This window comes from Agrobacterium radiobacter (genome assembly GCF_040801995.1).
Taxonomy (GTDB): domain Bacteria; phylum Pseudomonadota; class Alphaproteobacteria; order Rhizobiales; family Rhizobiaceae; genus Agrobacterium; species Agrobacterium radiobacter.
In genome coordinates this window covers 1,068,709-1,087,500 of record NZ_JBEGHX010000002.1, presented here as the reverse complement: position 1 = coordinate 1,087,500, position 18,792 = coordinate 1,068,709, and the positions used below count along the sequence as shown (strand labels likewise).

Sequence of the window (18,792 nt, the reverse complement as noted above, 5' to 3'; positions counted from 1 at the left end):
GAAACGATCCGGCCCTCGATGTCGCTGAGGATACGCTGGTGCAGGGTTTGCCCGGCCGATGCTTTCGTCACGTCCGCAATGCCTTTCCCCACTGGCTTTTTTCCGTTTCTGCCGAGCCCATATCAGCTATCGAGAAGTTCGGCCATGACCTTGTTGAAACGATCGGATATTTCACGACGGTGGATATGCCGGCCGGCTTGCACGCGCTTTTTGCCGCGCACCCAAACGGAATCGACGCCAACACCACCCGCAAATATCCACTGATCGAGAATCTGGGATATCGGAAGATAAGAAACGGCGGAAACATCAAGAGCGACAAAATCCGCACTTTTCCCGCTTTCCAGACCATTTGGCGACGCCAGAGCCCTGCCGCCGCCTTCGAGCGCCTGCCGGAAGAGTTTTTCTCCCGTGGAATGGCCGGCATCGGCGATGACATTACGTGCCCGATGCGAGAGGCGTTGTGAATATTCGAGGGTTCGCAATTCTTCCGGCACGGAAATCAGAATGTTGGAATCGGATCCGACACCGTAATGGCCGTTTTCGCCAAAGAAAGCCGGAGCCGGGAAGATACCGTCGCCGAGATTGGCCTCGGTGATCGGGCAGAGACCGGCCACGGCACCGCTTTTCGCCATATGCCGCGTTTCGGTTTCCGTCATATGTGTCGCATGGATAAGGCACCAGCGACCATCGACCGGCGCGTTTTCAAGCAGCCATTCCACCGGTCTCGCACCGGAAAAGGCGAGTGAATCCTCCACTTCCTTCGTTTGTTCCGCCACATGAATATGGATCGGCCCACCCTTTGCCAGCGGCTCGATGGCTGCCAGCTCGTCGCCGGTTACGGCACGCAGGCTGTGTGGCGCAATGCCGAGGACCGCACCCGGCAATTTGTCTGCCACCGCCTGTGCACCCTGCATCAGCTTTCCATAACTGTCGAGCGAATGGATGAAGCGTTTCTGCCCATCGATCGGAGCCTGGCCGCCGAAACCGGAATGAGCGTAAAAGACCGGCAGCAAGGTGAGACCGATGCCCGTCTGCGACGCGGCCGCGCCGATGCGTTCGGCCATTTCGGCGATATTGCCGTAATGCGAACCGTCCCTGTCATTATGCAGATAGTGAAATTCGCCGACCCTTCCGAAACCGGCCTCCAGCATTTCCATATAGAGCTGGGCGGCAACGGCCTCGACATGGTCAGGCGTCATGGAGAGCGCGAATTTATACATGACGGTGCGCCAGCTCCAGAAACTGTCATCACCCGGGCCGCGGATTTCGGCAAGCCCCGCCATGGCCCGCTGAAAGGCATGGCTGTGGAGATTGGGCATAGCTGGAACGATGACGGCATGACGCTCATCCTGCGGCTGCGGGGAAACGCCGGTTTCGACGGATGAAACAATGCCGTCATCGCAGATGATGCGAACATCCTTCGCCCATCCGCCCGCCAGAAGCGCTGCGCCCGCGTGAATTGCCGTCATGCCACCCTCTCCTTTGGTTCTGTCCGGCAAGGCCATTTCAAACACGAAATTGCAGCTTGCCAAGCCGATTATTATGTATATACATTTAACTCACAAAGGAAAGGCGAAAAGCAAATGCCAGGGAACAAATCTGCAAACGGAACGGCGACGGGGAACGCCACGGCTTTGTGGCGCAACGCCCGGCTGGCAACCTTCAACCCCGACGTGGATGGCATCGGCGCCGTCGAAAACGCCGTGATTGCCGTGCGTAACGGCCGCATCGCCTTTGCCGGTCCCGAAAGCGATCTGCCTGCCGATCTGGCGACAGCCGATGACACCACCGATTGCGGCGGCCGCTGGATCACCCCTGCCCTGATCGACTGCCACACCCATCTTGTCTTCGGCGGCAATCGCGCCATGGAATTCGAGATGCGGTTGAATGGTGCGACCTATGAGGAGATCGCCAAAGCGGGCGGCGGCATCGTTTCTTCGGTGCGCGATACGCGCGCGCTTTCGGAAGAGGTTCTGCTGGCGCAGGCGCTTCCGCGTCTCGACACCCTTCTTTCCGAAGGCGTTTCCACGGTCGAAATCAAATCCGGTTACGGTCTCGACATCGAAACCGAACTGAAGATGCTGCGCGTTGCGCGCAGGCTTGAGACATTACGGCCGGTGCGCATCGTCACCAGCTATCTCGCCGCGCACGCGACACCTGCAGACTATAAGGGCCGCAACGCCGATTATATTGGCGACATTGTTCTGCCGGGGCTGGAAAAGGCGCATGCGGAAGGACTGGCGGATGCGGTTGACGGCTTCTGCGAAGGCATCGCCTTTTCCGTCGCGGAGATCGACCGGGTTTTCAAGGCCGCTAAACAGCTCGGACTTCCTGTCAAGCTGCATGCGGAGCAGCTTTCCAACCTTGGCGGTTCCGAGCTTGCGGCATCCTATAATGCGCTGTCGGCCGATCACCTGGAATATCTTGATGAAGCCGGTGCGAAGGCGCTGGCGGAAGCAGGAACCGTGGCCGTGCTTCTTCCCGGTGCCTTTTATGCGCTGCGCGAAAAGCAGCTGCCGCCGGTACAGGCACTGCGCGATGCCGGAGCCGACATTGCGCTCGCAACGGACTGCAATCCCGGCACTTCGCCGCTCACCTCCCTGCTGCTGACCATGAATATGGGCGCCACGCTTTTCCGCATGACCGTGGAAGAATGTCTGACGGCGACGACACGCAATGCGGCAAAGGCGCTCGGCCTGCTTGCGGAAACCGGCACGCTGGAGGCCGGAAAATCGGCTGATTTTGCCATCTGGGATATCGAGCGTCCGGCCGAGCTTGTCTATCGCATCGGTTTTAATCCGCTCCATGCCCGTATTTTCAAGGGACAGAAGGTTTCCCCATGACCATAAAAGCCATCACCCTTCATCCAGGCGCCGTGACGCTTGCCGAGCTTTCCACCATATACTGGGAAAACGGTACGGCAAAGCTCGACCGCAGCTTCGATGCCGGCATTGAAAAGGCAGCAGCCCGCATCGCGGAGATTGCTGCCGGCAATGCGCCGGTCTACGGCATCAATACCGGTTTCGGCAAACTTGCCTCCATCAAGATCGACGCGGCCGATGTGGCGACGCTGCAGCGCAATCTCATCCTGTCGCATTGCTGCGGGGTCGGCGCACCGCTTCCTGAAAATATCGTGCGGCTGATCATGGCGCTGAAGCTGGTTTCGCTCGGCCGCGGCGCATCCGGCGTGCGGCTGGAACTGGTGCGGCTGATCGAAGCCATGCTTGAGAAGGGTGTCATTCCCGTCATTCCCGAAAAGGGTTCGGTCGGCGCTTCCGGCGATCTCGCGCCGCTGGCCCATATGGCCGCCGTGATGATGGGCGAAGGCGAGGCCTTTTATGAGGGAGCGCTTCTGCCCGCCGGCCAAGCACTTGCGAAAGCCGGATTGACCCCGGTGGTTCTGGCAGCCAAGGAAGGGCTTGCACTTATCAACGGCACGCAGACCTCGACGGCGCTGGCGCTCGCCGGTCTTTTCCGCGCCCATCGCGCGGCACAGGCGGCGCTTATCACCGGCGCGCTTTCCACCGATGCCGCGATGGGGTCGTCTGCCCCTTTTCATCCCGATATTCACAGCCTGCGCGGCCATAAGGGCCAGATCGACGCGGGAGCGGCGCTTCGTAATCTGCTGGATGGTTCGGAAATCCGCGTCAGCCACATCGAGGGCGACGAGCGGGTGCAGGACCCCTATTGCATCCGTTGCCAACCGCAGGTGGATGGCGCCTGCCTCGATCTTCTGCGGCAGGTGGCCCGCACACTGGAAATCGAAGCCAATGCCGTAACCGACAATCCGCTGGTGCTTTCAGACAATTCCGTCGTCTCCGGCGGCAATTTCCACGCCGAACCGGTTGCATTTGCCGCCGATCAGACGGCGCTTGCCATTTGCGAAATCGGCGCGATCGCCCAGCGTCGTGTGGCGCTTCTGGTCGATCCGGCCCTTTCCTATGGGCTGCCGGCCTTTCTTTCCAAGAAGCCAGGGCTGAATTCGGGCCTGATGATCGCCGAAGTCACCTCCGCCGCGCTGATGAGCGAGAACAAGCAGATGGCGCATCCGGCCTCGGTCGATTCGACGCCGACCTCCGCCAATCAGGAAGACCATGTGTCCATGGCCTGCCACGGTGCACGACGTCTGCTGCCGATGACGGACAATCTCTTCGCCATCCTTGGCATCGAGGCGCTTTCGGCCATTCAGGGTGTGGAGTTGCGTGGGCCGCTGAAAACCAGCCCCGAATTGCAGAAGGTGATTGCCGCGCTACGCGCCACGATCCCGTCGCTGGAAGAAGACCGTTATATGGCGCCGGACCTGAAGGCGGCGGCAGAGCTGATCGCTTCCGGCGCTCTGGTCTCGACGATTTCAGGCGGCATTCTGCCGAAGCTGGAGGTTTGAGATGCGTGTCTTTGACGTCAAGGAAGGTTCATCGCCGATCATTCTCGGGCTACCCCACACCGGCACGGATGTGCCGGCGGATATCTGGCAACGCCTGAACGAAAACGGAAAATTGCTGGCCGATACCGACTGGCATATTCACGAGCTCTATGCGGATCTGATCCCAGAAGCGACGACGGTGCGTGCCACCTTTCATCGGTACGTGATCGACGCCAACCGCGACCCCGCCGGGGTGAGCCTTTATCCGGGCCAGAACACAACAGGGCTTGTTCCGGAGACCGATTTCGACGGCAAGCCGATCTGGAATGAAGGGCAGGAGCCCACTCAGGACGACATCGCATACCGTCTGGAAACCTTTCACGCGCCCTATCACGCAGCGCTTGCGGCGGAAATCGAACGGGTCAAATCCATTCATGGCATTGCCATTCTCTATGATTGCCATTCGATCCGTTCGCATATTCCCTTCCTGTTCGAAGGCAAGCTGCCGGATTTCAACATCGGCACGGATATGGGCGCAACTTGCGACCCCGCGATCGAAAAAATCGCTGTCGAAGCGACCGCCGCTGCAGAGGGTTACGACAGCATCCTGAACGGTCGCTTCAAAGGCGGCTGGACGACGCGCCATTACGGAAAACCGCAGAGCAGCGTGCACGCCATCCAGATGGAGCTGGCGCAGTCCACCCATCTTCAAAGCGAGACGCCGCCTTTCGCCTATGACGCGGGCAAGGCCGACCGGCTTCGCTCCCATCTCAAAACCATTCTCACGCGCATGGAAAAATTTGCGCTCGACACGAAACGATAAGGGGAAAACACATGAACAATCCACGCCATAATATTCGCGATGTCCGCGCGCCGCAGGGCACTGAACTCAATGCCAAGAGCTGGATGACGGAAGCCCCGCTGCGCATGCTGATGAACAATCTCGATCCCGATGTCGCCGAGCGCCCGCATGAGCTGGTGGTTTATGGCGGTATCGGCCGCGCCGCCCGCACCTGGGACGATTTCGACCGCATCGTCGCGACGCTGAAAGATCTGAACGAGGATGAAACCCTCATCGTCCAGTCCGGCAAGCCGGTCGGTGTATTCCGCACCCACAAGGATGCGCCGCGCGTCCTGATCGCCAACTCCAACCTCGTGCCACACTGGGCGAACTGGGATCACTTCAACGAGCTGGATAAGAAGGGTCTTGCCATGTACGGCCAGATGACGGCCGGTTCGTGGATCTACATCGGTACGCAGGGCATCGTGCAGGGCACCTATGAAACCTTCGTCGAGGCCGGCCGCCAGCATTATGACGGCAACCTGAAGGGCAAGTGGATACTGACCGGCGGTCTCGGCGGCATGGGCGGCGCACAGCCGCTGGCCGCCGTCATGGCCGGCGCCTGCTGCCTTGCCGTCGAATGCGATGAAACCCGCGTCGATTTCCGTCTGCGTACCCGTTATGTCGATGCGAAGGCGCATACGCTCGATGAGGCGCTGGCGCTGATCGACCAATGGACCAAGGCGGGCGAGGCGAAATCCGTCGGCCTGATCGGCAATGCGGCGGAAATCTTCCCGGAACTCGTCCGTCGCGGCGTTCGTCCCGATATCGTCACCGACCAGACCTCGGCGCATGATCCCGTCCATGGCTATCTTCCGGCCGGATGGACCGTTGCCGAATGGCGCGCCAAACAGGAAAGCGACCCGAAGGCCGTTGCCGCCGCAGCGCGCGCCTCGATGAAGGTGCATGTGCAAGCCATGGTCGATTTCTGGAACGCCGGCGTTCCGACGCTCGATTACGGCAACAATATCCGCCAGGTCGCCAAGGATGAGGGGCTGGAGAACGCCTTTGCCTTCCCGGGCTTCGTGCCGGCCTATATCCGCCCGCTGTTTTGCCGTGGCATCGGCCCGTTCCGCTGGGCGGCCCTGTCAGGTGATCCGGAAGACATCTACAAGACCGACGCCAAGGTGAAGGAACTGCTGCCTGACAACAAGCATCTGCACAATTGGCTCGACATGGCGCGCGAGCGCATCGCATTCCAGGGCCTGCCGGCACGTATTTGCTGGGTCGGCCTTGGCGACCGCCATCGTCTTGGGCTTGCCTTCAATGAAATGGTCAAGAACGGCGAGCTGAAGGCGCCTGTTGTCATCGGCCGTGACCATCTCGACAGCGGCTCCGTCGCCTCGCCCAACCGCGAGACCGAAGCCATGAAGGACGGCTCGGACGCCGTTTCCGACTGGCCGCTCCTCAATGCGCTGCTCAACACGGCATCCGGCGCGACCTGGGTTTCGCTGCATCACGGCGGCGGCGTCGGCATGGGCTTCTCGCAGCATTCCGGCATGGTCATCTGCGCCGATGGCACCGACGATGCGGCCCGCCGGCTGGAGCGCGTGCTCTGGAACGACCCGGCAACCGGCGTGATGCGCCATGCGGATGCCGGTTACGACATCGCCGTGGAATGCGCCAAGGAACAGGGCCTGCGCCTGCCCGGCATCCTCGGCAATTGATCCTGCCACGGCCGGAAATGGAGAACACCGTTTCCGGCCGATCTTTCAAAAGTGGACAACCATGACCCTGCTGCGCGCAAGCGACTACAAGCGAATGCCCTGGAAAAACGGTGGCGGCGAGACCGTGGAAATCGCCATCTTTCCGCCAGGCTCTTCCGTCGATGATTTCGACTGGCGTATCAGCATGGCGACGGTCGCAAGCGACGGGCCGTTTTCGATCTTTCCCGGAATAGACCGCACCCTGTCCATTCTTGAGGGAAACAGCATGGCGCTGGCAATTGCGGCCGCCGATCCACTGATGCTGACCGTGGAAAGCCAGCCCCTGCCCTTTCCGGCCGATGTTCCCGTCAATGCGATCTTATCCGACGGCGCGATCACCGATCTGAACGTCATGACCCGCCGTTCGACCTTTCGCCATGTCGTCAGGAGGCACTTCGGCCTGTTTGCGGGGAAAGCAGGCGGAAACGCGACACTTATCCTGGCAGTCGATCCACTGACGGTTTCCACCGGTGACGGCAAGGAGCAGCTGGGGAAGCTGGATGGTCTGCTGATCGAAGGCGGCTTACCGTTCACAGTCGAAGCAGGTCAAAACGAAAGCGCGTTTTTCCTGATCACGCTTGAGCGCCTCTGAAGCCTTTCCAGAAAAAGGCTTCAGAGTTCCGTCCCGATAATGCTCGAACGGCTGCCGCTCAATCCAGGCCCAGCGGATCAGCCACCCGTGGCCAAAGCTCGAGGCTCGCCTTGCGATAGGGCGTTTTTGCCGGATCGGTCGGATAGGACGTCGGGGCCGCGATATAAACGATCTCGGAGGCGACCGGCGCAAAGCCGGCATGAAAATGGTTGGTCGACTTGACCAGCAGCACGTCTTTTTTCGCGAAATCGATGCCGAGATTGGAAAAGATATCCGGCTCATAAGTCTGCGTCCGGCTGGTAATGAGGATGATATCGATCTCCGTGCCGAGCGGCCGCACGACAGCGGCGCGGCCGAGTGTTACGCGGCTGTTGCGGAAACTCTGCCAGCCGGCCTCGGCCGTGCGCATCACCTTTATACGGAAATCGAGCGGTTCGCCGCCTTGCGGGCTGGATTTTCCGCCGATGCGCAGGTCAATCTCGGCACCCTCCCCCGCCGCGTGACAGAAAGACACGGCGATCGGGTCCCAGATCGTCGCGACAGCGAAATTGTCCATGCCGCGGTCCACCATGCGCCGCAGAATATGGGTGGCATCACCGGCAACACCGCCACCCGGATTGTCCCAGATGTCCGATACCACGACCGGCTTCTCCTGATTGCCGCTGCGAATGGCGAGAACCCGGTCGAGACCCGTTTCCGTATCCAGCATTGGCATGGCTGTCAGCTTGCGCATGGCATAGAGCTCGCGGCCGAGCTTTTCAGCCAGCGCCTCACCCTTCGCCCTGTTATTATCGGTGACGACAACGATGCGCGTTCCCATATCCGGTACGTCGCCGGCCATGAAACCATGAATGACCGAAATCGACAGGATGCCGTCCCTGCCCTCCATTGCCTTCAGCCGGTCGACATAAGAACGCATCGGTTCGCGGCTGGTGGGATAAATAGTGATCATGCGGCAATCGAAAGTCGAGATGACCGGATTGATCTCTCCCCGAAGCGTGCGCAGCGCCATCTGCACTACATGTTCGCCGCGCTCTTCGAAATCCGTGTGCGGAAACTCCAGAAACGTCGCCATGATGTCGAGATTTTTGACCCGGAGCGCCGTCAGGTGGCTGTGGGGATCGAATTCCGCTGCGATCAGCACTTCCGGTCCAACCATCGCGCGGATGCGGGAGAGGAAATCGCCTTCCGGATCGTCATAACCCTGCGCCACCATGGCTCCATGCAGGCCAAAGACCACGGCATCGACGGGCATGGCGGCGGCGAGTTCGGCAAGAATCGTGTCCCGCAGCGTTTCATAAGTCTGGCGCTGGATAAGTCCCGCCGGTTCCGCCCAGCAGGAGGTTCCCTCAATCACCGTGAACCCTTCCGCCTTGCCGCGACGACGCAGGATCGGCACGGGCGACGAGCAGAGCGTCGGCGTTTCGGGATGCTCGCCCGGCCCGGCATAAAAAGCCGCACGAAAAGCGTCCATATCCGTCGGCACGGGGGAAAACGTGTTGGTTTCAGTGGCGAGCGACGCCGTGAAGATGCGCATATTTCCAGATTCTCGTTGCCGGTATCTGCATTTTCGCAGCTTCCGATTCCAATTTAATTAGCCGGGTAACTTTACCAGACGGTACCGCGCGCTGTGACCTTCTCAACGCGTGTTACGACACCGTTTCGATGGAAAACCATCCTGTCGAAAAGATTGCTGACGACGCAGGTGTGGTTCGGCACGACCTTTACCACATCACCGATTTCAGGCCGCCCGGAAGCGCAGCCGGACAGATCAACGACGGCGTGTTCTTCCGAAAGCGAGACGATTTTTGCGCCCTCATAACCTTCGATCAGCCCATAATCGCTGAAACCCAGGAGATCCGAGGTCAAGGCCTTGGATCCGCTGTCCAGCACCGCCCGATCGGCCGTAGGCCTCGAAACGACGGTGGCGAGAACATGCATGGCGAGATCGCCGGTCGTGCAATGTCCCGCGCGCAGCATGGCGCGATCATTATAGACATAGGTGCCTGCCCGATGTTCGGTCGCGGAAGGAACGAGATGGGCGGAATAAAAATCGGGCGAACCGCCGCTGGAACGGACCGGGCAGTCAATGCCCCTTGCCGCAAGCAACGCCATGGTTTTGCGAAGGAAGTTTTCCACCGTCTCGGCCCCATCCGGTGCCGGATAGGTCAAAATGCCCTTGAATCTGAGGCCCGGGGCCGCAACAATCTTTTCCGCAAGCGCCAATGCCGCTTCCGGCGTCTGCACGCCGCAGCGCTTGCCGCCCGTATCGCATTCGACAAGCACGGCAAGCGGCATTACTGCCTCGAATGTATCGGCAAGACCGGCAATCGTGACCGCGCTATCGGCAACCACGCTCAGCCCGCCGATGCGCGCATTCAACGCCTTCAGCTGCGAAAGCTTTGCTGCACCGAGAATATTGTAGGTGATCAGGATGTCATCGAAACCGGCATCCGCGAAAACTTCCGCCTCACTGACTTTCTGGCAATTAATGCCGATCGCACCAGCCTGCAGCTGCTGTTTTGCGATAGCCGGTATCTTGTGCGTCTTGATATGCGGCCGGAAAGCCTTACCGTGTTCATCCAGATAGGATTGCGCCCTGAGGATATTGGCACTGAGCCTGTCCTCGTCAATGACGGGCATTGGCGTTGAAATCGCATTGAGGGGTGTGCCCGCATCAGGCCAGGGATAGGTCATCATCTACTCTCAAAAATAGGCAAATTGGGCTTCAAGCCAGCGGCTTATAAGCGATAACGTCCATTTCCACCTTGGCATCGACCATCAGCGGTGATTGCACGGTCGAGCGCGCGGGTGGATGATCGATGAAATATTTCTGGAAAACGGCGTTGAAGCTCGAAAAATCCCGCGCATCATCCAGCCAGACATTGATCTTGACCACATCGGCAAGCGTACAATCCGCCAGCGCCAGAACATCCCTGATATTCGCGACCACCTGCTCGGTCTGCGCCACGATGCCGCCGGTCACGACCTCGCCATCAACAGTCGGCACCTGCCCCGAAACATAAACGAAATCACCGGCGCGAACGGCCTTGGCAAATGGCCGACGCTGTCCGCCGGCCTGACTGTCCGCCGTCTCGTATCTTGCCAGTTTCTGTTTCTGCATTGGTCCTCGCAAATTATTTTCATAATTTCAGAAATTTACAGGGTTTATAGCCTCTTTTATGACGAACTTCCATAAGCTATGTAAATTATTTAGCAATCGCGGACATTACCCCGCAAAGACGGTCTCGGTCTTTTACCCCAGTTGATTGCGGGAATACGCACTTTGAAGGCAAAAAGCGGTACTTCACCAAAGAACGTTCGTTGCTATCGTGCGGAAAGCCCACGCGACATTCATCAGCCGCCTCGAATCCGCGAATTCGGCCTCCAATGAATAGTCAGCACATTCATTCAAAGAAAAAGTTTGCCGCGGCTAACATCAAAATCAAGAGGCGCCGAGAATGTCTGTTATGACGGCACCTCTCGCTATGGTCGATTCTTCGGCCGGATCAGCCCTGTGCAGCAACCCGATCATTCGCGGTCACTCTCCGCGTAATCTCCCGCGCGATCTTCTGTGCCTGCACACGAATATCCGGAACAGCGGTTATCTCCCAGAACCGGCCTGCCGTCAGCGCACCCGCGGCGAAAAGACCGGGCCAGCTTCGTCCGTCCGTCCGCAGCAAATGGGAGTGGTCGTCAACCTCGACCCCGAGCCCGAAAGGGTCCAGTGAAATAACACCCTCGCCGCACATGGCTTCAAGAAGCCGCGAATGACCGATGCCGGCCCGCTCCATGCCCGTGCAATTGACGACCCAATCGACCTGAAGTTCCCTCACCACTTGTGTATGTCTGCGGCGGTAGCGCACGGCAATCCCCTCCTCCCCTTCGTCTATGGACCGGAGGTAACCCGCATGAATTTCCAGAATGCCGTCCGAGAGCAACTTCTCGAAAGCACCAGAGACCTCAGGCGCGATGCGGTGCCGATGGATATTCCACCAAGGCAAGGCATGCCGAAGAAACCGGCTGCGCTGCGCAGGTGTAAGGCGTTGCCACAGCAATTGTGTTTTCGGCCGCAAACCATCCATAACGGTGCGCCACGGTGCGCCATCGCTGACCTGTTTGCGTAGAGACTGCAGCAATAGGCTGATCTCCGTCGAGCCATCAGGCAGCTCGGGCTCCGTGGGGGGAGCAGGCGGGCTGACATGCGGATGCGGCACCAGGCCGCGTCGGGAGAGAACATGGATCGGGCCTTGATACCCTTTTCCCCGCAGGGTCAGAACCTGATCGATCATCGTCAGACCCGAACCCAGAATACAGATGCGATCTCCGGCCTTGACTTTGGACAGCCATCCCGGCTGCCAGCAGTGACCGATGATACGTTGTGGCCCCTCTTCTTCCCTCGCGACAGTTTGCACAGGCAAACTCGCCGCGCCGACACCGAGACACAAAACGACATTTTGCGCGCGCAGCTGCTCGCCATTCTCCAGAGCGAAAGAGAATCCACCCTCGCCATCCGGGCGACAGGCCGAAGCCTTGGCCCGAACGAAATCCACCCGCGCCCGTTGCTCCCTACTTCTAAGCAAACCCGCCAGCCTGTCGCGAAGATAAAGACCATAGTCTCCACGCGAGGCGAACAGCAGAGGATCCTCCGCTATCCCATTTTCCGCCAACCAGTCGACAAAATCACCGGGGCGGTCAGGGAAGACACTCATTCGCCCGGCTGGCACATTCAGCCGATGATAGGGAAGTTCGGTACGATAGGCGGTGCCGCGCCCGAAATCCGATTCATCGCCCACGATAGCGATCGAGGCTTCCGCCGGCAGGGACGATAAAAGATGAGCGGCAGTACAAATGGCCGAGAAACCCGACCCGACGAGAGCGACATCATAGGACATTCATTCCTCCAACCTGCGACAGCTTGAACGGCCAGACGACGGGCGTCGAACCCAACGATACTCTAGTCAATGAGTAGAGATTAAACATCCGCGAATGTCCACCCTTCACTTTTTACCGCGGGATGATCGGATGTGCTGTGGGTCAAAACCAAAAAGTTAGCCGCGGCAAACTTCTGCGCGGGCATGCATTCCTTGTGTGAAAAGACGCGATCCGCGCCCGTCTGTCTGATCGTCAGGGCGAAGTTAGCCGCGGCTAACCGTCAAACTGTCACAAAAAACAAAAGTGATTCTTCCACAATGCCTTAGCGGCACTTTCGCACCTGAGAAAAAAGCCTATTGCGCCAAAAAGAGAATCGGCGCTTATATCTCAGTTGCGGAAAAAACCGCCTTTTTCGAAAAAAACCGCTACTGCAATTTCGAGCGAAAGAAGACCGATGACACAGAGTGCCAATTTAAGACGTGCCGCAGGAGCACCCGACCTGACGAGTCTTATACAACAGCATTCGGCTGCGTTGTCAGCCCAATTGCAGGCTCATAATGCAAATACATTTTCACCACACACCGAAAAGAGCATGCGCCATTTCTCACCGGCAGAAACCGCGCGGCTGATCGGTATCGGCGAGGCCTATCTTCGTCAGATCGCCGCCGAACGCCCGGAACTCGATGCGGCCCAAGCCTCCGGCCGCCGTTCCTATTCGGTTGAGGATATGGACGAGATCAGAAAATTCCTTGATCAGGGCGCTCGCGGCACCCGCCGTTATCTGCCACACCGCCGTGATGGCGAAGAGTTGCAGGTCATCGCCGTCATGAACTTCAAGGGCGGTTCTGGAAAAACCACGACGTCTGCACATCTGGCGCAATATCTGGCGCTGCGCGGTTACCGGGTGCTCGCCATCGATCTCGATCCGCAGGCCAGCCTGTCGGCGCTCTTCGGTCATCAGCCGGAGATTGATGTCGGTCCGAATGAAACGCTTTATGGCGCCATCCGTTACGATGACGAACGCAGGCCGATCGCTGAAATCGTTCGCGGCACCTATATTCCTAATCTCCATATCGTTCCGGGCAATCTGGAACTCATGGAATTCGAACATGACACGCCCCGCGCTCTGATGCGCCGCGCGCCCGGCGATACACTGTTTTTCGCCCGCATTGGCCAAGCAATTGCCCAGGCGCAGAACTTCTATGATGTCGTGGTCATCGATTGCCCGCCGCAGCTTGGTTATCTGACGCTTTCGGCGCTGACCGCCGCCACATCCGTCCTCGTCACCGTTCATCCGCAAATGCTGGATGTGATGTCGATGAACCAGTTCCTTGCCATGACCGGCGACCTTCTCGCCGAAATCGGCAGGGCGGGCGCACGTTCCGACTATAACTGGATGCGTTATCTGATCACCCGTTTTGAACCGAGCGACGGACCGCAGAACCAGATGGTCGCCTTCCTGCGCTCGATTTTCGGTGAAAACGTCCTCATCCACCCGATGCTGAAGAGCACGGCCGTCTCGGATGCCGGACTGACCAACCAGACACTTTTCGAAGTGGAAAGAACCCAGTTCACCCGGTCCACCTATGACCGTGCGCTGGAAGCCATGAACAACGTAAACGCTGAAATCGAAGGACTGATTAAAAAAGCGTGGGGTAGGGCAGCATGAGCAGAAAACAGATATTCGCCAATCTTGGTACTCCGGCCGCCGACAGCAATGAGGCCGCATCCGAGCGGTCGCGTCCGCGTATCAGGCCCATCCTTGGCTCTCCGGAACTCGTGACCGATGTTCTGAATTCCCCGGTGGGAATGATCGGCCAGTCGCTCAGCGAGGTATCGGAACGCGCCAAGCGTGCGGAAGAAATCGAAAGGCAGCTCGCAGAAGGTCTCACGATCGTTTCGCTCAATCCTGCCGATATCGATCCTTCCTTCATACCCGATCGCATGCCAGCCTCCGAAGAGGCGGATGCAGGTCTCGTTGAAGCCATTCGTGAACAGGGCCAGCAGGTTCCCATTCTGGTGCGCCCGCATCCCGAGTTCCCCGGCCGTTATCAGGTCGCCTTTGGTCATCGTCGCCTGCGCGCCGTCTCCAGCCTCGGTATTCCGGTCAAGGCCGTCGTACGTGATCTCAGCGATGAGCAGCTCGTCGTTGCCCAGGGACAGGAAAACAACGAGCGTCGGGATCTCACCTATATCGAAAAGGCGCGCTTTGCCCAGAAACTGCAGATACGGTTTCCGCGGGATACGATCATGGCCGCCATGTCGCTGCACAAGGGCGATCTCTCCAACATGCTGTCGGTTGTCGGCCGCATTCCGGAGGATCTTGTCGATCTTATTGGCCCCGCCCCGACTGTTGGCCGTCGTAACTGGATGGACCTCGCCGATCAGCTTTCCTCTTCTCAGGTCAAGGAAGCGGCCCGTGCCTACGTGAGGGATGCCTCGGTTGCTGCCCTGTCGTCGGAAGACCGTTTCAAGTCGCTTCTGGATTTTCTGAAGCCCAAGGCGCAGGCAAAAAAAACCGGTGTCTGGTCATCCGAAACCGGCGGCCGGCTGGCAAAGGTGGTCGAGAGCGACCGCAAGCTGGATATCTCTATCGACAAGAACGAAGCACCGGAATTTGCCGAGTTCGTTCTGGAACATCTTCAAACGCTGTTTGCCGAATACCGGTCCAAGCAGTGAGTTTTAACTCGAACGACTAACAGGAGACGCATCACAAAAGAAAAAAGCCCCCGAACGTTGCCGCGCGGAAGCCTTTCTTTGATTTAAGCACCCGAAGAATCTCATTTCCGCGAATCATAGTCAAGAGTCTTGGCATCGAATTTTTCGGTGAGCGATTTTCTTTTGCCTTGTGAAAGGTGAAAGACATGGACAGCACATGTGTAACGACGCCCTTTGGGCGGCGAGCGATGTCGTTTGGCGTCCTCGCGACCCAGTTTGCCGCGCAGAAAAACAAGAAGATAGAAGCGGTCGATAAATGGAAACTCTATCGTTCGGTCTGTGAAGCCCGGCCTTTGCTTGGCGTGACCGATCGCTCGCTTGCGGTCCTGAACGCGCTTTTGAGTTTTTATCCCAAGAACGAACTTTCCAGCGAAGCCGGTTTGGTCGTCTTCCCGTCGAATGCGCAATTGTCACTCCGTGCCCATGGCATGGCCGAACAGACATTGCGCCGGCATCTTTCGGCTCTTGTCGAAGCCGGCCTCATCATTCGCAAGGACAGCCCGAACGGAAAACGATACGCCCGCAAACACCGGGGAGGGGAAATCAGCGAGGCTTACGGTTTTTCGCTGGCACCGCTTCTTGCCCGCAAAGCGGAAATTGAGGAACTCGCCGAACGCATCGTCAGCGAGCGGCTCGATCTTCAGCGGCTTCGTGAAAGTATCAGCCTTTGCCGCCGCGATATCCAGAAACTCTGCGACATGATTGCTGCGAGCGGTCAGGTCGAAGCCTTCGAAGGGTTTCAGACACGTTACAACGCCATTGCCCGCTCTCTCGGTCGCAATTCCAAGCCCGCGGAACTCAAAGAAATCGGCGGTTTTTTGGCCTCTTTGCGTGCTGAAGTAACCAACTATCTGGAAAATATTGAAAAATCGGAAACTTTGGGCGGCAATGACTGCCAAAATGAGCGCCTCATAAAGAATTCAGAATCCGAATCCATATCTAAACGGCAGGATTTGCACGAGCCGGTAACCACTGCACCTGCCAGCACGGTAAGCGCCCAGCCGGCATATGCGGCACCCGTCAGTGCAAAACCTTCACAGCCATCGCCAAAGCCTGTTCTTCATAAGCAATTTTTTGTTCCTGATATTGTTTTGGTTTTGAAGGCTTGCCCTGACATCACGCTCTATGCCCCAAGCGGAGCGGTTACAGGCTGGCGCGATCTGGAAGTGGCGACATCGGTGATCAAAACCATGTTCAACATCAGCCAGTCCGCCTATCAGGATGCGCTTGCCACATTTGGCCGACAGGGAACCGCAGCCATTCTCGCCTGCCTTCTGCAGAAAGCAGACCAGATAAGTTCGCTTGGCGGGTATCTGCGCAATCTGACCCGTAAGGCGCAGGAAGGCGGCTTCGACATGCAGACAATGCTTCTGGCGCAGTTGAGAGGGCGTAAGGACACTATGGAGGCCAGCATGCCCTGCTGAGTTAACGGAGCGTGGAAAACGGTCTCGGCTTGCGGAAAAAGCAGACCGAAGTTACATTAACGCCGTTTCCGCAAGAAAAAGAGATTCGCATGAGGCTGCTGATATCAACAGTGCAGCCAAGGGGTTTCTATGGTTAATGCAGGGTAATGAAAACTAAGTCCGAATTAGCTTTCGTTTGCGTTTTTCCGTGATTGCTTTCAAACGCTTGAGTCGGGCATACTTTTCGTCGGAAAAGCGCTGGCAAGGGCAGAAAAGTGCAATCTGTATACACCGATCACCTGCCAAAGTGGGCGTGTAGCACCGGATAAAAGGCATGTCCGGCTGCTGTAAAACCCGGGATGAGTTCCACGGGAATGCACATTTGAAAGACGACGGGCCTCGGGTGGAGGCGGGCGACGTTGAACTTTCGGCAAGGTCCCGCGTTTGCGCTTCATTGCTTAAACGGATGGCTGAGCCGATGAATTTTCCGGATGATATGGAACTCTCCGTCGCTCTCTATATGGCGGACAACGCTTTGCCCTGGGACAGGGCCATTGAAAAGCTTCTGAGGGCGGAGCTCGAAAACGCCGGCCATCTTCCCGGCGGTCAAGGTCGGCCGCCCGAAGTCGTCGATGGGCAACCGAGCGCGGACTATGTCCAATATCGCTCCTACCTCGATGAGGACATCTGAAAGGGGCGGAACCAAAGCGGGCGAGGGCTGTTTATGGCGCAAACAATTGTGCCAGGATGCGTCCCATGTTTCCAAGATCATTTTTTCTCGCAGCCGCGCTCGCCACTATGACGGGCTTGCCGGTATTTGCCCAACCTATCGAGGTCAGCACGCTCGAGGTTTCCAGGGCAGATAGCACCCCACTTCCGCCAAAGGTCTTGGCCCCGAACTACATTACCGACGTGTCGGGAAAAAAGGTTCGTCTGGTCGGGCCGCGTTTTTATCCCGACAGTGCGCGGGCGCTGGAGTTTCCCGGTCAAAAATTGAACCCGGTCGAAGCGGGCAGCGAAGAGATTTTTTCCCAACGGTGAGAGGCCATTGGTGAGCGGACGTATCGCGACGACCAATATCTGACGGGGGTGGCATGAGAGCCAAGGGCGAGACTTATTCACGCAAGGCGGATGGGGAAAGCTGGATAAGGCGGGAGGGGCAGGATGCCGGAAAAGCCAGTTTCCCCGAATTGTTCTTCGATCTGGTCTTCGTTTTCGCGCTGATCCAGCTCTCTCACGCCCTCGCCAAAGATTTTGGGCCGACGGCCGCGCTTGAGGCGGGCATCCTGATATTATCGCTTTGGTGGCTATGGATACACACCACCTGGATCACAAACCTGTTGAACACGGAAAAGGAGCCGGTCAGGATTTTGCTGTTTGTCCTGATGTTCGGTGGCGTTTTGCTCGCCATCGCGCTGCCGGAGGCTTTTGCGGAACAGGGCCTTGTCTTCGCCCTGATCTACAGCGCGATGCAGGTGGGGCGAAGCCTCTTTGCGCTGTATGCTTTCAAGGATGAAGACCGGCAGTCTTTTCTGGTATTTGTGCGCGTGACGATCTGGCTCGCGGTATCAAGCCTGTTCTGGCTGGCCGGTGGACTGGTCGATCTGGCGGATCGCATTCTTCTGTGGGGCATCGCGCTTGCAATCGAATATGCCGGCCCCGCCTGCCGTTATGTCGTGCCGGGCTTGGCCTCAAGCGACGAGGACCGGCTGCATCTTTCCGGCGAGCATCTGGCGGAGCGATGTGCGCTTTTCGTCATCATCTGCCTTGGGGAAACGATCCTCACCACGGGGCGCACGGCCACGGAATATATGAATTCGGGTCTGACATTCATCGTCTTCTGCTCGGCTTTCGTCAGCACCGTGGCGATGTGGTGGATCTATTTTCATCACGGGCAGGAGGAGGCTTCGAGAAAAGCCGAGAACGCCGAAGAAAAAGCGAAGATTGCCCATAATCTTTTTAACTACGGGCATTTGCCCATCGTGGCCGGCATTATCCTGACGGCGGTAGGTGAGGATTTCAGCCTCTCCCACGCGCGCGAAGGCGCGACCATGCGGGAGGCGATCGCCATTCTCGGCGGTCCCGTCCTGTTTCTGGCCGGCAATATCGGCGTCAAGATTGCCGCCGCCTATCAGCGGCCGGTTTCGCATTTTGCCGGCGTGGTGGCGCTCTGCCTGCTTTTGCCGGCGCCGGGTATTCCGCTTTTTGTGCTGCAACTGGCAAGCACGGGAATTCTCCTGCTCGTCGCCCTCTGGGAATATTTGGCACTGAAAAAAGCAGGCACCAATGCCTGA

Annotated in this window: 17 protein-coding genes (1 of these 17 only partly in view); 11 read left to right on the top strand and 6 right to left on the bottom strand. The window is 58.3% G+C overall.

Annotated elements, in window-relative coordinates:
• Positions 1-71: the 5' end (the start) of a histidine utilization transcriptional repressor HutC gene (gene hutC / locus MRBLRC7O_RS18865; protein ID WP_183212908.1), read on the bottom strand. The gene continues 655 nt to the left of window position 1, outside the view; 71 of the gene's 726 nt are visible here — the first part of the coding sequence; the start codon lies at positions 69-71; its stop codon lies beyond the left edge, outside the window.
• 51 nt (positions 72-122) lie between these two features.
• Positions 123-1,469, bottom strand: a complete 1,347-nt coding sequence (locus MRBLRC7O_RS18860) for a formimidoylglutamate deiminase (protein WP_080864658.1) — start codon at positions 1,467-1,469, stop codon at positions 123-125.
• 114 nt (positions 1,470-1,583) lie between these two features.
• On the opposite strand from MRBLRC7O_RS18860, the gene hutI reads away from it, so the two are divergent.
• The 5 genes from hutI to MRBLRC7O_RS18835 all read left to right on the top strand — a co-directional run bounded on the left by hutI (position 1,584) and on the right by MRBLRC7O_RS18835 (position 7,502).
• Positions 1,584-2,843, top strand: a complete 1,260-nt coding sequence (gene hutI / locus MRBLRC7O_RS18855; RefSeq protein ID WP_077998620.1) for an imidazolonepropionase — start codon at positions 1,584-1,586, stop codon at positions 2,841-2,843.
• Positions 2,840-4,384: a histidine ammonia-lyase gene (hutH, locus tag MRBLRC7O_RS18850; RefSeq protein ID WP_060723042.1), complete on the top strand. Its 1,545-nt coding sequence runs from the start codon at positions 2,840-2,842 to the stop codon at positions 4,382-4,384. The genes hutI and hutH overlap by 4 nt, the downstream gene beginning before the upstream one ends.
• Before the next feature lies 1 nt (position 4,385).
• Complete coding sequence (gene hutG, locus MRBLRC7O_RS18845) at positions 4,386-5,186, top strand: N-formylglutamate deformylase (protein ID WP_060726988.1); 801 nt, start codon at positions 4,386-4,388, stop codon at positions 5,184-5,186.
• A gap of 11 nt (positions 5,187-5,197) precedes the next feature.
• Positions 5,198-6,871, top strand: coding sequence for a urocanate hydratase (gene hutU, locus MRBLRC7O_RS18840; protein ID WP_060726987.1), 1,674 nt, complete (start codon positions 5,198-5,200; stop codon positions 6,869-6,871).
• A 61-nt stretch (positions 6,872-6,932) separates the two neighbouring features.
• Positions 6,933-7,502: a HutD/Ves family protein gene (locus MRBLRC7O_RS18835; protein WP_060726986.1), complete on the top strand. Its 570-nt coding sequence runs from the start codon at positions 6,933-6,935 to the stop codon at positions 7,500-7,502.
• Positions 7,503-7,560: 58 nt separating this feature from the next.
• On the opposite strand, the gene MRBLRC7O_RS18830 is transcribed toward MRBLRC7O_RS18835, so the two are convergent.
• From MRBLRC7O_RS18830 to MRBLRC7O_RS18815, 4 genes are all read right to left on the bottom strand, one after another.
• Positions 7,561-9,039 (bottom strand): M81 family metallopeptidase, encoded by a 1,479-nt coding sequence (locus MRBLRC7O_RS18830; protein ID WP_003505812.1) that lies wholly within the window; start codon positions 9,037-9,039, stop codon positions 7,561-7,563.
• Between the two features lie 71 nt (positions 9,040-9,110).
• Complete coding sequence (locus tag MRBLRC7O_RS18825; protein ID WP_060727000.1) at positions 9,111-10,199, bottom strand: D-TA family PLP-dependent enzyme; 1,089 nt, start codon at positions 10,197-10,199, stop codon at positions 9,111-9,113.
• A 31-nt stretch (positions 10,200-10,230) separates the two neighbouring features.
• On the bottom strand, positions 10,231-10,626 hold the full coding sequence (locus MRBLRC7O_RS18820) for a RidA family protein (RefSeq protein ID WP_111820644.1): 396 nt from the start codon (positions 10,624-10,626) through the stop codon (positions 10,231-10,233).
• A gap of 385 nt (positions 10,627-11,011) precedes the next feature.
• Positions 11,012-12,397, bottom strand: coding sequence for an FAD/NAD(P)-binding protein (locus MRBLRC7O_RS18815; protein WP_060726985.1), 1,386 nt, complete (start codon positions 12,395-12,397; stop codon positions 11,012-11,014).
• Between the two features lie 434 nt (positions 12,398-12,831).
• On the opposite strand from MRBLRC7O_RS18815, the gene repA reads away from it, so the two are divergent.
• The 6 genes from repA (at position 12,832) to MRBLRC7O_RS18785 (ending at position 18,792) form a co-directional block, all read left to right on the top strand.
• Positions 12,832-14,046 carry a plasmid partitioning protein RepA gene (repA, locus tag MRBLRC7O_RS18810; RefSeq protein ID WP_111820643.1) on the top strand — a complete coding sequence of 405 codons (1,215 nt, stop codon included), beginning with the start codon at positions 12,832-12,834 and terminating at the stop codon, positions 14,044-14,046.
• On the top strand, positions 14,043-15,056 hold the full coding sequence (gene repB / locus MRBLRC7O_RS18805) for a plasmid partitioning protein RepB (RefSeq protein ID WP_111820642.1): 1,014 nt from the start codon (positions 14,043-14,045) through the stop codon (positions 15,054-15,056). Before repA ends, repB begins: the two co-directional genes overlap by 4 nt.
• Before the next feature lie 185 nt (positions 15,057-15,241).
• The gene (repC, locus tag MRBLRC7O_RS18800; protein ID WP_077998621.1) at positions 15,242-16,519 is read left to right on the top strand and encodes a plasmid replication protein RepC; all 1,278 of its coding nucleotides are present in this window, start codon (positions 15,242-15,244) and stop codon (positions 16,517-16,519) included.
• A 457-nt stretch (positions 16,520-16,976) separates the two neighbouring features.
• Entirely contained in the window at positions 16,977-17,189 is a 213-nt protein-coding gene (locus MRBLRC7O_RS18795) for a hypothetical protein (protein ID WP_031234382.1), read from the top strand.
• A 65-nt stretch (positions 17,190-17,254) separates the two neighbouring features.
• Positions 17,255-17,539, top strand: a complete 285-nt coding sequence (locus MRBLRC7O_RS18790) for a hypothetical protein (protein WP_031234381.1) — start codon at positions 17,255-17,257, stop codon at positions 17,537-17,539.
• Positions 17,540-17,592: 53 nt separating this feature from the next.
• A complete protein-coding gene (locus tag MRBLRC7O_RS18785; protein ID WP_020812601.1) occupies positions 17,593-18,792 on the top strand; it encodes a low temperature requirement protein A in 1,200 nt (399 codons plus the stop codon).